Here is a 12,830-nt window from a genome sequence, read left to right as displayed (position 1 = left end):
TAACCATCCTTTTTGTGAACTGCTTTACTAGACCCCTTTCGGGTGGGGGTATGGTTGCCCCCCGATTTTCCCTTTCGGGTTAAGTTAGCTTCAATAAGGTTTTAAGAGCTTGTTAGACCTGCAACACTGTCTCAGTGACCTTAAGACTGTTTAATTGCAGATGACAGAGCAGGGAACTAGCTTCGCATCTCCTTGGTGTCGTGACTCAAAAAACGTAGTCAGTAAAAACTTAGGCTGGTCAGGATAGGCTTGCGGGATTTCTCTTACAAGCCCCTAGCTTCAGCTATGGGGTTCCTGACCCGATTTCGCGCTACATCACGATATATTTTGGGGTGGATGGACCACCGGCAATATTGACTCCGAAAGCACTGATTCAAGAGGCACTGATTTAAGGGTCGCTGGTTGAGTCAAGAGAAACGGGATAGGGGCTCTCAGCGCCTGGGGAGTTTTTCTAAGTGGGTTTAATTCCTATCTTAAAGGGTAAAGCTTAAAGTTTTGATCGCTCATCAGCACCTGCCAATTCACAGAATTATCAATTTTGACGGGGAGCAACGGAACGAATTTCTGGCAAATTCACCCTAAATTGAGCGGGGAACCGGAGGCAGGCTAGTGGGAAGTTGCTCCTTGAGGATGGATGGAGAGGACACCCCCTCCCCAGGGTTACTCCTCCATGCGATCGCGGAGTTTTTGGAGTTCTCCTTCTATTTCCGGATCTGGGGGAGCAGAGACAGCCTGAAGCTCAGGACGAGAGGGGTTACTCCCGCTGATTTGCGCTTTCATTGCCGTTAATTCTTGATCTACCTCACCCCCGGATTCTAGAGAAGCAAATTTTTTTTCTAGGTCATCGCCACCGAGGGACGCGACTGCCTCCGATCGCGCTTCGAGTTGCATGACTTTTTCTTCCATCTGCTCAAAAGCCGCCATTGCATTCCCCGTCCCGACGTTCCCGAGCATCTCATTGAGTCGCTCGGATGCCTGGGCGGACCGCGCACGAGCGATATAAAGGTCTTTTTTTGTCCTCGCTTCGACGATTTTACCTTCTAAAGCTCGCATATTTTGCTTGAGCTGTTCCACCACTGTGGTTTGTTGGTCGATCTGTGCTTTCATGCCCGTCGCCGTATCTTGGTAAGATTTACGACGGGTCAGGGCTTCGCGGGCGAGGTTGTCATCCCCCTTTTGCAAGGCTAACTGCGCCCGTCGATACCATTCGTCAGCGGTGGACTGGGCTTGGCTGTACTGACGTTCAGTGCGTTTTTGGGTCGCGATCGCCTGAGCAACAGCTTGTCGCAGTTGGATCAAATCCTCCTGCATCTCAATCATCGTCTGTTCGAGAATCTTTTCGGGGTCTTCGGCTTTATTAATTAGACTATTAATATTGGCGCGAATCACCCTCATGATTCGGTCAAACAATCCCATAACGGACTCCATATAAGTTGCATAGTAGGTCTAAGCTCGCCCCGGGTACTGGGCTAAAATGTCAGGGTTTTAAAACAAGGCGATCGCCTTCTAGGGAGTAACCGAGGGCTGGCAATTTTTTTACAAACCCCTTCCCCCAAGAGGCGATCGCCTAGACTCTAGCGTTAACATCCTGCCTGTTGCGGACTGGGTACGAACCCTAATCCTATGCTATCGCAGTCTGATAAAGGCTGTGCAGTCTATCCCTTAAGGCTTATAAATTTGCCCGGTTATCCCTTGCTTCTTCATTTGTTCCAGCATTGCTTGAGCTGAGGCTTGATCTTCAAAGGCTGCGACCTGAATCTTAACCCCGATCGGATACTCGCGCAAATAGGCATCCGGTACGACTTCTCGCGCCTTCCATAAGCTCTCATCATTCTGATAATCCATCACGACATAGTAAAACCCAGGGAATGACGCCGGACTGACCCCTGTAGTCGGGGCGGGTGCTGCCGGTCCTAGGGTAGTAGTCCCCCCATTCGGAGCGACAGTGGGGGCGGTTCCGGTGGCCGGTGGAGTCCCCGTAGGCTGTGCTGATCCGGCGAGATAGTCTGTAGTCAGATTGCTCAACCCTGGGTCAGTTGGGGCCGGAGTACCGGGGGCGGAGTTGGGAGTGACCGTTGGGGCGATCGCCCCCGCAGAAGCAGGGACAGAAGCTTGGGGACTCGGTGCCGGAACTGCAACCGGGGGTTTCTCTTCCAGAGTTCCGAGATTGCCTAAATCCAGCGGTTTAAACTGGGAATTGGTTAAATCTGGGGTAATTCTACCCGCTTCATTCGGCAAGGGCTGCTCAGACACCTGACTATTCGCATTTCTACCTCGATTGGCTTGCGTCCGAGTGCCTCCATTCTCAGCCTCTCCCATCTGAGTGGCCACATAAACTAAGGTGGCACTTGCTGCCACAAATAACAGCATTGACCCAATTCCCAAGGGACTCAGAAAGCTATTTTGGGACCGAGTTTTTCGTCTAGCCCTTAGTTCAGCCAGCTTTTTGGCATTATCTCGATCTAAACTACTGACCAATTTTTCTGAAGAGTCGAGATACTCATTGGGATCCTTCGGGTCAGTACCCTGAGTCGGTCCGACAAGGGCACCGGGGCTTTCTGTAGATAAGCCAGTGCCATTGGCAGTTCCTGGCTCGTCTGGGGAGGGTCCGTTACCGTTGTCCCCGGAGGTGGCGATCGCCGGAATACCCAAGGGCTGATTCTGACTCCCGTTAACAGCAGCACTCGGCGTTTTTGGCGCGTCAGGTCCCGGCATCGGTTTGAGGGCCTCGAATTTCAACGTCTGAGCGCTAGGCAGTTCTAAGGAGGGAGACTGCTGGGGTGGCGTGCTACTGGGGGACAGGGTAATTAAATCCACTGCGGTTTTTTGAGGAGGGGTCAACCCATTCCCAGAGTAGGACGGTTGCACGGCATCACCCCGTTTTTGTCGCCGATAGCGGGTTAATTCTGACTCTAGCTTGACATCTAAACTTTCTAGCACCGACTGCAATACTGGTTTTAATCCCGTCTCTGGGGAAACTGGGGCGGGACTCGCCTTTAGGGACCGTTCGCTCATGCCGTCTCTCCTGTGTGATTTCGTGATGATTTTGTAGTCTGGGTTGCTCCCAGCTTATGGGGAGTCTGACTGATTCTGGCCGATGCCCATCCTTATAATAGGAGGCATGGCAAGAGTCACAGACTGTACTGTTGCACCCAATTTTAAATGGTTCAGTTCAATGTTGAGTTTGACTCGATGGCTTTTAACTCTCTTGATCATATTTTAGGCGACCTGGCAGCTCAGACCCTGGGACAAAAGCAACGGGAATATCAGCAGTTGATTGAATCTTGGGCGATCGCAGTCGGACCGAAGATTAGTCAACATACTCGTCCTTTAGCGGTGGAACGGGGGGTGCTCCGGGTGGCGACTTCTAGTGCAGCTTGGGCGCAAAACCTGATGTTTGAGCGCCGACGGATTTTGCAACGGTTGAATGTGGGGCGCTCCGAGGCGATCGCCGATATTCGATTTTCTGCCAAGGATTGGTCTAGATCTGACGTTAAATGTCCAGATTTGGCGGATCAAGAAATACTTTGGCAGGATCATCCTTCTCGACTAGCTCAGTTGAGTCCCGATGCCGAAACTCCCAAGGGTTCTGAGGTTGAGAATGCTCAAGGGACTTTCGATCGCTGGGCACAGCGGGTCCAAGCGCGATCGCAGGGTTTACCCCTTTGTCCCCATTGTGGTTCTCCCACTCCTCCGGGTGAACTCGATCGCTGGTCGGTTTGTGCCCTCTGTGCTCCGAAACAGTGGTCAGGCTAAGGGCGACTAGAGAGCTGGGATGGCCGCACTCCACATCATCAACGGTTGGTGATTCAGACTCCAGGACGCGCCAGTCCAACATCCCGATCCCGCCTTGCGGACTCTGCCCACCCCCATCTCCATTATCAATATATCCCTCAAATCTTTATCTTGAATCCCTTCTCTTCTTTGTATTTGGGACTACCAACTCCTGACTTAAAAGGTAAAATCTGGGGATTTAGGGAAGCTATCTTACCTGAAATCTCCCCTTATCCTTGAGCCAAACGATTGGCTAAAATGTTGATCCCCATAAATTTTTGACTTGAACTCATCCAGTTAGCAGGGTCAAGATGAGCGGTTACTTAACTGAATTGTTGCTATTTTTTACAGAATAATAAAGAAATTGTTAAGATGAATTTTTATCGGGGATTGCTTAAACCTATACGGGATAAAGGCTTGATGCCTTTCCTGCGTAAAATCACCTTACATCATAATAGAAACATCATTTGATTTTCCCTCAAGCACCCATAATGAAGACCTCAAATTGCCCATCATCATCCTGTCGCCATTGTCGGTTCTATACCCCTGAAGGCCGTCGCGGTGGAAACTGCCAACAACTCGGTGTACTGGTTCGTGGAGGCTGGAAAGCTTGTTCGTTAGCTTTACCGCCCTTTGCTCCTTCTTGGGAAGACATTAAACCCGATCTGATCCTCTTGGAAGACCAACGACTCCGGGTAGAAGGGACTCTATCCCTAGAACGGGTATTCCACCAACCCTCAGCACAGAGACATGAGGCTCAAACCGATGGGGTTGTTGTCCCTCAAAATTTAAACAAACCCGATAACGGTGAGCATTTTGTCTCAGTCAGCTAAAGCGACAAAAAATTTGACATTCACGTTCTTTCAATAAAAGTTAAACGATCGCATTATTCGGTTGAATCGCTCAGTATAATTACTCAGAGACTCTCGCTTCTGGGGTTAAACTCCAGAAGCGATCGCAACTTTTAGACATCACTTTTACAAATCAGCGGTAAAAACCCGGTTGGATTTCCAAACCGGGTTGCATGATTCAAGGGCAGTGAATAATCTAGGCAATTTAAAAATTATGGCAACCAGGGATACTTACGAAAATCTGGTTGCCTTTTTTCTAGGAACGCTTGTTTTCCTTCCGCCCCTTCTTCGGTCATGTAATACAGCATCGTGGCATTCCCCGCCAGTTCCTGTAACCCCGCTTGACCATCACAATCGGCATTAAAAGCGGCTTTAAGACAACGAATGGCGATCGGGCTTTTCTCTAAAATTTCATTCGCCCAGGTGACACCCTCCGCCTCCAGTTGTTCCACCGGCACCACCGCATTCACCAAACCCATCTCTAACGCTTGGGTGGCACTATATTGACGACAGAGAAACCAGATTTCCCGCGCTTTCTTTTGACCCACGATTCTAGCCAAGTAACTGGCCCCAAAACCCCCATCAAAACTACCCACTTTCGGTCCCGTTTGCCCAAAAATAGCATTCTCGGCAGCTAGGGTTAAATCACAAATTAGGTGTAAAACATGGCCGCCCCCGATCGCATATCCCGCCACTAAGGCAATCACGACTTTCGGCATGGACCGAATTAACCGCTGCAAGTCCAGGACATTTAAACGGGGAACTCCCGCCTCATCTATATATCCCGCTTCCCCCCGCACACTTTGATCGCCACCGGAACAGAACGCATATTTGCCATCAGTATGAGGTCCCGCACCCGTGAATAACACCACCCCAATCCGAGTATCTTCCCGGGCATTGCAGAAGGCATCATACAGTTCAACTACGGTTTTCGGACGGAAGGCATTGCGCTTGTGGGGACGGTTGATGGTAATTTTGGCAATCCCATCGGTTTTGTGATAAAGGATATCTTCGTAAGTTTTAGCGGTTTGCCAGTTGATTTGCATTTCATCCAGTAGCTGCGCGACATCAGATCGTGCATTGTACCTTGCCTGGGGTGCTTGGGCTGCACCTGGCCCCTCATCGCCGCTTGTTCAGAAGTACCCCTGCGGCCCTATCCTGGCAATTTGGGGAATTACTCCCGATTAATATCCGGTCAAAACCCTTGATGGACAATAAAAACTGCCTTCAAAACCTTGATTTTCTTAGCAAATTCAGGGTTGGGCGCTCCATCAATCTTGAAGCGGGTTCAGCAATCGAGTGAATAGAGACGATCTGTTCTGTTCCCACATCAGATTGTTTATAAAGTTTTGACTCTGCCCTTTAATTACGTGTTTTTCCTGAGAACAGTTTGGAAAAGTGAAAAGGAATAACTCCTCTAACTGACTAATTTCAATAAATGTTTCAGTGAATATACGCAACAGCTAAATCAATGAATTAAAATTTTAAAATAAAATCTTGTAAAAATAACCTCTGGGGAGAGAATGTGGGGATTATCTTTACTCAAGCTTTAATAAAAAGACTTGTATTCCCCGAAAAAAGTTCATAAGATTGTAAACATAAGCATGAAAGTTCAACACCAAGTGACGAGGGGACCATGATGAAAGCAACTTTATTCAACACTATCTTAGGAACCGCTACAGCCACCGTTTGTTTGATGGGGGTTACCGTACCTCAAGCGAATGCCGGAACTCTTCATAATGGCTGGAACTACGCCATTGATTCGTTTAACGATGGGGCAGAAGGAAATATTATTGGGGCTAACAGTACATACGAAATGTATGGCATGGCTGTTAAAGAGGATACCCAAAGCAACAGTATTTTTGTCGCGATTAATGCCAACCTACCGATTACGGGTGCCAGTGATAACTATGCGGCAGATAAGCATATTGGCTGGGGCGATTTAATTTTCAACTTTTCCGGTGATAATTTGAAAACCGCCAATGCGAGTGGCAATTTATTTGGGATCCGGTTTACGGAAAACAGCAATTCTGGGGTGAGCAGCGTTGGGGTTTATAATAATGTGACACTCAAAAGTGTGACAAAGGAAAACTCTGGATTTACGAATTTAACCCACCATGCGGACCATGTCAGCAGTAGAGGTGGCACCGCGTCTATGGGTGACCTCGCTTATAATGACTCCTACTTTGACGGTCAAACCTCTGGGACTCATACGGTTTTGAACTCGATTAAGACCGGGAATTTGTTGGGTGGGATTAATCTCATCAATGATTTTACTGGGTTAGGGTTGGATTTCGCTAACTTCTCGGCGATTGGCTCTCAGACGTTCGGGTTTAGCTTTGATAAGTCTTTAATGCCGGTGGGTGAATTTGTGGCGAATTTGTTCGCAGAATGTGCGAATGATGGAGTGGCATTATTGGGTGAGTTTGCTGTGGCTTCTGTTCCACCTGGTGATGTTTCAGTGCCAGAACCCTCTACTATGCTTGGGTTAATGGCATTGGGTTTAACTTTTGCCGGGAGTCGGGCTCGGAAAAAAGGTCAGGCGATCGCAGTTGAAGGATAGATTCAATCTCGTCCCTGAAGTCACTAATTAATTTTGTCCGGTTGAATTCCATCATGTTTTGACCTCCTCTGGTTTGATTCAGGGGAGGTTTAATATTAAAGGGTTGGGGTTAATTTTTTTTAAAATCGGTTCGTAGTAACGCCTTCAGGCGTTACTACGAACATTGAAGAACGACTGAAGGTGTGACAGAGAGTTGAGGGGAGGGGATTGATTGCAAAAGCGGCAGATTCATGTCTGCCGCTTTTTTGATGGTTGTTATTGCAAAATGGTTTTGGAGACGATGCGGGTTTTTTTGCGATCGGCTTCGGAGAGTTCTTGTCCTTCTTGGAGGCGGGTGGCGCTGGTTTGGAGGACGGTTGCTGCGCCTTTGTCGCCCATTTGTAAGGCTGTTTTGGCGGCAGTTTGTAGCATGGTGGCGGCACCGAGGCGATCGCCTTGTTGGATTTTTTGTTCGGCAATTTGGGTTTGCCGATATTTCGCTAAGGCTAAGGTATGTTGCTGTACGGTGGGGTCGATCGCCGGGCGATAGGCACTCAATACATTGGCATCCACGAGAACCGGATCACTGAGAATCTGTTTCCGTCCTGCGGAAGGGTCCTCGTAACGAATTTGCAATTCCGCTAGGGTTTGTTTGCCTTCTGCAAATTTGCCAATATATAGGTTGGCTAAAATCACCCGTTCTGTGGTCATAATATCCCCTAAGCGCACCTCGAACAGTCCATTCTTGGCCTCTACGGGGAGTTCGATAGTTTCCGGTGAGACTTGGGCGATGGGTTTGAGTTCGGCAAGGCGAACTTTTGGCATCAGTTTTAGTTGCAGATAGGCATTGGTTAAGGCGACGGATTGAATCCGACTGAATAAGCGGCTAAACTCTTCGACGGCTTGTTCCGGGCGTTCGATATGACAGAGTGCACCTCGGGCGGCAGTGGCAATGGATTCGAGGACATCTAGGTTCCAGTGATCGCCAAATCCGAGGGTGTTGAGGGTGAGGTTGGCATCGGCTGCTTCGGAGGCTAATTTGAGACAGCGATCGTTGCTGCCATGTTCGTTTTCGCCATCGGTGAGGATAAAGGCTTGGGAGACGGTGCCGGTTGTGCCTTTTTTGAGTTCTTCCATGCCTTTTTTCATGCCTTCATCGATCGCAGTCCCGCCATCAGCTTTGAGTTTGTCAATCTGTTTTTTGATGCGATCGATGTCTTCGATCGCCTGATTGGAGACGATCACTTTGGCGCGATGATCGAAGGCGACGATACTGAGGCGATCGCCGGGTTTGAGTCGGTCGATTAGTCGATAGGCAGCCTCTTTCACCGTAGTTAATGGACGTCCGGTCATGGATCCGCTATGGTCCAAAATCAGACAGAGGTTCAGGGGGACAGAGGTTTCTAAACCGGCGGCGATCGCGGAAATGGATAGGGAAAGTTGACGCTGAGAACTGGGTTGACCCGCGTCTATATTGGCATCACTCAGGGCTGGATGGATAGCAACTTTCATTAAAATTTCTCCTGGCAAACAAAAAGCAGTCCCGATCGGTTGACCTAATCAAGGTCTTTATCTATCTGGATTTTGGCACATCCGCTATCGAGACCGCTAAGTAAAGAAGGGAGAATCCTGATCAGAATGGAGATTTCTGCTGGTTAGGGTCTCATGCCTAGAGTTCTCCATTAAAGGATTGGTAAACAACTTTGGACATTTGCCGGATTAACTCTTCTGCCGCTGGGTCATTGTGGGGACGTTTGACGATCGCTGCTATTAAATAACGCTTGCCATTGGGCATATCCACCAATCCAGCATCGGAAATGGCAGTCCCAATATCCCCAGTTTTATGGGCGATCGCCGCGCCAGAACCCAATCCTTGGGGGAGTAGGGAATTATTCACCGTGCCCTGCATAATCTTCAACAGGCGATCGCGACTCCGCAGAGAAAGCACCTGTCCCCGTTCCACCAGTCCCATCACCTGCACCAAATCTTGGGCACTGGTGGTATTGGTTCCCTCTAAATCCGGGAGAGGGTTGGCGATCGCGGTGTTGTTCAATCCCCAGGATGCAAAGCGCTGATTTAGGGCCGCTGCACCCCCCAACCGCTCAATTAACATATTCGTCGCCGTATTGTCGCTAATCTGGCTCATTTTAGTCGCCGTCTCCAGGGCGCTGTACTTCGTCCCCGGTTCGGTGAACTGCATATCCCCGGACCCTTCGGCAATATGCTCTTGTTTCATGGTCAGCATTTCATCCAGGGTGATTTTTCCCGCATCCACGTCCTGAAAAAATGCAATTAAAATCGGCACCTTAATCGTACTGGCAGCGGAAAATTTCTGGGTCCCATTCAAGTCCAGATATGCCCCGGTATCCAATTCAATGGCATAAACTCCCGGGGTCAATTCCGGATATTCTGCCGCCATTTCCTGCAATTTTTCTTTCAGGGTCGTGATTTCCTGGCTGATAGGCAGGGCCTGGAGATTGTAGGCAGCAGCAGCCTGTTCCTGCTGTTCTTCTTGGGTTTCAGCGTTTCCAGTCGCCCCTACTGTGTAGTTATCCGCAGGATTCCAGATGGACAAGAGTGTGCCCGCGAGTACGCCGAGTCCCACCCCAAGAATCAATAACCGCGCCCCATAAATCAGGGGCGAGATTTTAGTCCGTTTCGGTTTCTTATCGGTGGTTTTCCGGGTTCTAGCTTGGGGGGAACTCGGTTTGGAGGAAGTCCCGGCAGTGCGTTTAGATTGCGCTTTTGGAGTCCGCTTGCGTGGGGGTTTATTTCCTGAATCTGGGGGTCTTCGTCCCGGAACTCGTTCCCGGGGAGAGTCGGATCCTTCTTGGGCCAACTGACGACTCAGGGGGGTAGAACGAGTCGAGGTAGAAGGTCGTTGTTCGGCAAGGCGATCGCGGGATTTTGACCCACGGGGAGGACGGGGGTTGTCTGGATTGGCAGAATCCGGTTGGTTCCGGGAATGAGGGACCCGGCCTATTCGCAATTGTTCAGCTAACTGTTGAGACTGTTGCTGTTGTTGGGCCAGATGAGACCGAGATTGGGGCGGTTGTGCCGTTTCGCCATCGCTTAAGGTGGGGATGGCTGATCCCATTTGTCTAGGGTCCCGGGGTGGCGCTTCCTGACGGCGATCGCCACGGGTCCCGGGGATAGATTTACGGGAAGCTGATTTGGTTACTTTTTTCCCCGATGTCTTGGTTTTGGTTTTTTTTACCCGCTTTGTCGGTTCGCCAGACTCTGATTTTTCCGAAGGCACTACCGACAAAAATGACCGAATTGGAGACCTTTGAGCCACACCACACTCCTCTTGTTTCGTTCTTGCTGCTTGTTAGGCTAACCCAGCCCTTAAAGTACCCGTTCTTAGGATCACCTTTGACCGCAGCACCGACAATCGTAACCCCTTGAGGCACTCTTTTGGCGATCGCGCGGACGGGATCATCCCAATGCTCGCCGCCCTCACCCTAAATCCCTCTCCCAAAGGGGGAGAGGGACTTTGAATCTGGCTCCCATTCTCCCTTTTTGGGAGAAGGGGCGGGGGGGGATCTTACAAGAGTAGGTTTTTTATGTTCAGGGGGATTTGCCTTTCTATTAACTTCAGCGACGGTCCCCTCCCCTTGCCAAGGGGAGGGTTAGGGTGGGGTGTCGGCGGTGACGTGGCGATCGCCTGAGTTACGCACTCACTGGAGGCTTAATCGCCTGTATGGAGGCTGGTCCACCCTATTTCTTCGTAACTCAGGCGATCGCCCCGGCACCGCCGACACCCCACCCTAACCCTCCCCTTGCCAAGGGGAGGGGACCGGAACCCTCCCCTTGGCAAGGGGAGGGGACCGTCGCTGAAGTTAATAGAAAGGCAAATCACCATGAACGTAAAAAACTTACTCTTGTAAGGCGGGGGGGATGAGGGCAGACTGTCCAAACATCGGATGCACCCGCGCGGACAACCTTGGCCCGAAACTCCGGGGCAGAAACTGGGTTGCTTGAGAATTTCTCTGTTCAAGGGCTATAACGCTTATAGCGTATCACCAACCTCGGATCCTTGGGACAATGCCCACTCCATTTGTGTCAAGATTCCCCGCAACATGGCGACTTCTTGACTGGATAATTGAGCACGATTGTACAACCGTCGGAATTTTTCCAGTCTCCGGGGCGCAGTATGAGGATAAAGATACCCAATTTCCAATAACAATCGTTCTAACTGTTGATAATATCCCTCTAATTCATCTAGAGAAGCAGTAGGAACGCTGGGATTGGCGCTGATGAAGGGGGATGGGTTGCTGGATTTGTCTTCTGAGAGTCCAGTCGCCTGTTGGTAGAGTTCAGCAGCGCAAACGGCGACGGATTGGGCCAAGTTTAAGGAAGGATACTCTGGACTGGAGGGAATTTGAACGAATCGCTGGGCGTAGTTGAGTTCATCATTGCTCAATCCTCGGTCTTCTCGACCAAAAATTAAGGCGGAAGGGGTTTCTAACAGCCAAGGGAGGGCGACTCGGGGGGTTTCTAAGTCCGTGGGTAAGGACCTGGAACGCCCGGTGGTTGCGATCGCCCGTTGACATCCCACCAGGGCCTGTGGGAGTTCGTTGACAATTTGGGCCGCTTCTAAAATATCTGCCCCATGTACGGCCATTTTAATCGCCCATTCATCCTGGCGATCGCACTGAGGATTCACCAGGACCAACTGAGACAACCCCATATTTTTCATCACTCGGGCCACTGAACCCACATTCAAGGGGCCAGCCGGTTCTACGAGCACGATCCGAATTCTGGCTAATGCGCTTTCACTCATGGTGGGAATGATCAGGGTGGGGATGCTTCTAAGTCTGAGAGAGTCTGGATTATAGAGGAATCGGCGACCCAATGCAACTGAGGCAGGCTCCACCCTGTGCCGATCGCCTCCCCGGGTAACCGATGGGAGATTTCAGCAAGTTTTTAGAACATCGGGGATGGCAGCAGTTTATCATCTATAAACAGCCAAATGGCTTGCCCTGTGTTTGGATTCTGGATAAACCCATGAGCGATCGCCCCTCTGCATCTACCCCAACAGATATGACTGGGATTAAAACTACCCAGACCCATCTTACCAATGCTGACTATCGAGAACTTGATCGCGATCGCCTCTCGGCGATGTATCAGCATTATGCAGAAGTCAAGGATCAATATCCCCATTCCCTGCTGTTGTATCGCGTTGGGGATTTCTTTGAAACCTTTTTCCAGGATGCGATCGTCGTGGCGCGAGAATTGGAATTAGTGCTCACCAGTAAACAAGGCGGAGAGGTGGGACGAGTCCCCATGACCGGCGTTCCCCATCATGCCCTAGAACGGTATGCCATGCAATTAGTGGAAAAAGGCTACTCCATCGCCGTGTGCGATCAAGTGGAAGATGCTTCCGAAGCAAAAGGGTTAGTCCGACGCGAAGTGACTCGGGTGATTACCCCGGGTACACTCCTCGAAGATGGAATGCTCAAAGCTCGCACTAATAACTTTTTAGCCGCAGTTTTGATGGCGGGGAATCAGTGGGGATTGGCTTATACTGATATTTCCACCGGGGAATTCTTCACCACCCAAGCAGAGGATTTAGAACATCTCGCACAAGAACTCATGCGTCTGCAACCGTCAGAAGTGCTTGTGCCAACCAATGCACCGGATATTGGCACATTGTTGCG

11 protein-coding genes are annotated in these 12,830 nt (G+C 50.1%); 5 read left to right on the top strand and 6 right to left on the bottom strand.

The genetic code is table 11. The annotated features are described in order from the left end of the window. Positions 1-660 precede the first annotated feature (660 nt). Positions 661-1,416 carry a PspA/IM30 family protein gene (locus tag J0895_RS05390; RefSeq protein WP_207087092.1) on the bottom strand — a complete coding sequence of 252 codons (756 nt, stop codon included), beginning with the start codon at positions 1,414-1,416 and terminating at the stop codon, positions 661-663. A gap of 246 nt (positions 1,417-1,662) precedes the next feature. Then, positions 1,663-3,015 (bottom strand): hypothetical protein, encoded by a 1,353-nt coding sequence (locus J0895_RS05385; RefSeq protein WP_207087091.1) that lies wholly within the window; start codon positions 3,013-3,015, stop codon positions 1,663-1,665. Positions 3,016-3,192: 177 nt separating this feature from the next. Between J0895_RS05385 and J0895_RS05380 the strand changes: the two genes are divergently transcribed. Together J0895_RS05380 and J0895_RS05375 are read left to right on the top strand one after the other, a co-directional pair. Further along, positions 3,193-3,756: a DciA family protein gene (locus J0895_RS05380; RefSeq protein WP_207087090.1), complete on the top strand. Its 564-nt coding sequence runs from the start codon at positions 3,193-3,195 to the stop codon at positions 3,754-3,756. Between the two features lie 509 nt (positions 3,757-4,265). Next, entirely contained in the window at positions 4,266-4,607 is a 342-nt protein-coding gene (locus J0895_RS05375; RefSeq protein WP_207087089.1) for a hypothetical protein, read from the top strand. Between the two features lie 230 nt (positions 4,608-4,837). On the opposite strand, the gene menB is transcribed toward J0895_RS05375, so the two are convergent. Further along, positions 4,838-5,671 carry a 1,4-dihydroxy-2-naphthoyl-CoA synthase gene (menB, locus tag J0895_RS05370; RefSeq protein ID WP_207087088.1) on the bottom strand — a complete coding sequence of 278 codons (834 nt, stop codon included), beginning with the start codon at positions 5,669-5,671 and terminating at the stop codon, positions 4,838-4,840. 590 nt (positions 5,672-6,261) lie between these two features. Here menB and J0895_RS05365 point away from each other — a divergent pair. Beyond that, entirely contained in the window at positions 6,262-7,188 is a 927-nt protein-coding gene (locus J0895_RS05365; protein ID WP_242541072.1) for a PEP-CTERM sorting domain-containing protein, read from the top strand. A gap of 255 nt (positions 7,189-7,443) precedes the next feature. Here J0895_RS05365 and J0895_RS05360 read toward each other — a convergent pair whose 3' ends face one another. Both J0895_RS05360 and J0895_RS05355 read right to left on the bottom strand, forming a co-directional pair. After that, positions 7,444-8,679: a vWA domain-containing protein gene (locus J0895_RS05360; protein WP_207087087.1), complete on the bottom strand. Its 1,236-nt coding sequence runs from the start codon at positions 8,677-8,679 to the stop codon at positions 7,444-7,446. A gap of 157 nt (positions 8,680-8,836) precedes the next feature. Then, complete coding sequence (locus tag J0895_RS05355) at positions 8,837-10,465, bottom strand: serine hydrolase (RefSeq protein ID WP_340643456.1); 1,629 nt, start codon at positions 10,463-10,465, stop codon at positions 8,837-8,839. 344 nt (positions 10,466-10,809) lie between these two features. On the opposite strand from J0895_RS05355, the gene J0895_RS26255 reads away from it, so the two are divergent. Beyond that, complete coding sequence (locus J0895_RS26255) at positions 10,810-10,941, top strand: hypothetical protein (RefSeq protein ID WP_277989785.1); 132 nt, start codon at positions 10,810-10,812, stop codon at positions 10,939-10,941. 238 nt (positions 10,942-11,179) lie between these two features. Here the strand turns inward: J0895_RS26255 and J0895_RS05350 are convergent, their stop codons facing one another. Continuing rightward, positions 11,180-11,953: an RNA methyltransferase gene (locus tag J0895_RS05350; protein WP_207087086.1), complete on the bottom strand. Its 774-nt coding sequence runs from the start codon at positions 11,951-11,953 to the stop codon at positions 11,180-11,182. Positions 11,954-12,213: 260 nt separating this feature from the next. Here J0895_RS05350 and J0895_RS05345 point away from each other — a divergent pair. Beyond that, on the top strand, positions 12,214-12,830 hold a 617-nt coding region (locus J0895_RS05345), incomplete at its 3' end, for a MutS N-terminal domain-containing protein (RefSeq protein WP_479724796.1).

The organism is Phormidium pseudopriestleyi FRX01 (genome assembly GCF_017313335.1).
Classification (GTDB): domain Bacteria; phylum Cyanobacteriota; class Cyanobacteriia; order Cyanobacteriales; family Laspinemataceae; genus Laspinema; species Laspinema pseudopriestleyi.
Note: the sequence above shows the minus strand (reverse complement) of the source record. Positions and strands in the feature narration are given on the sequence as shown.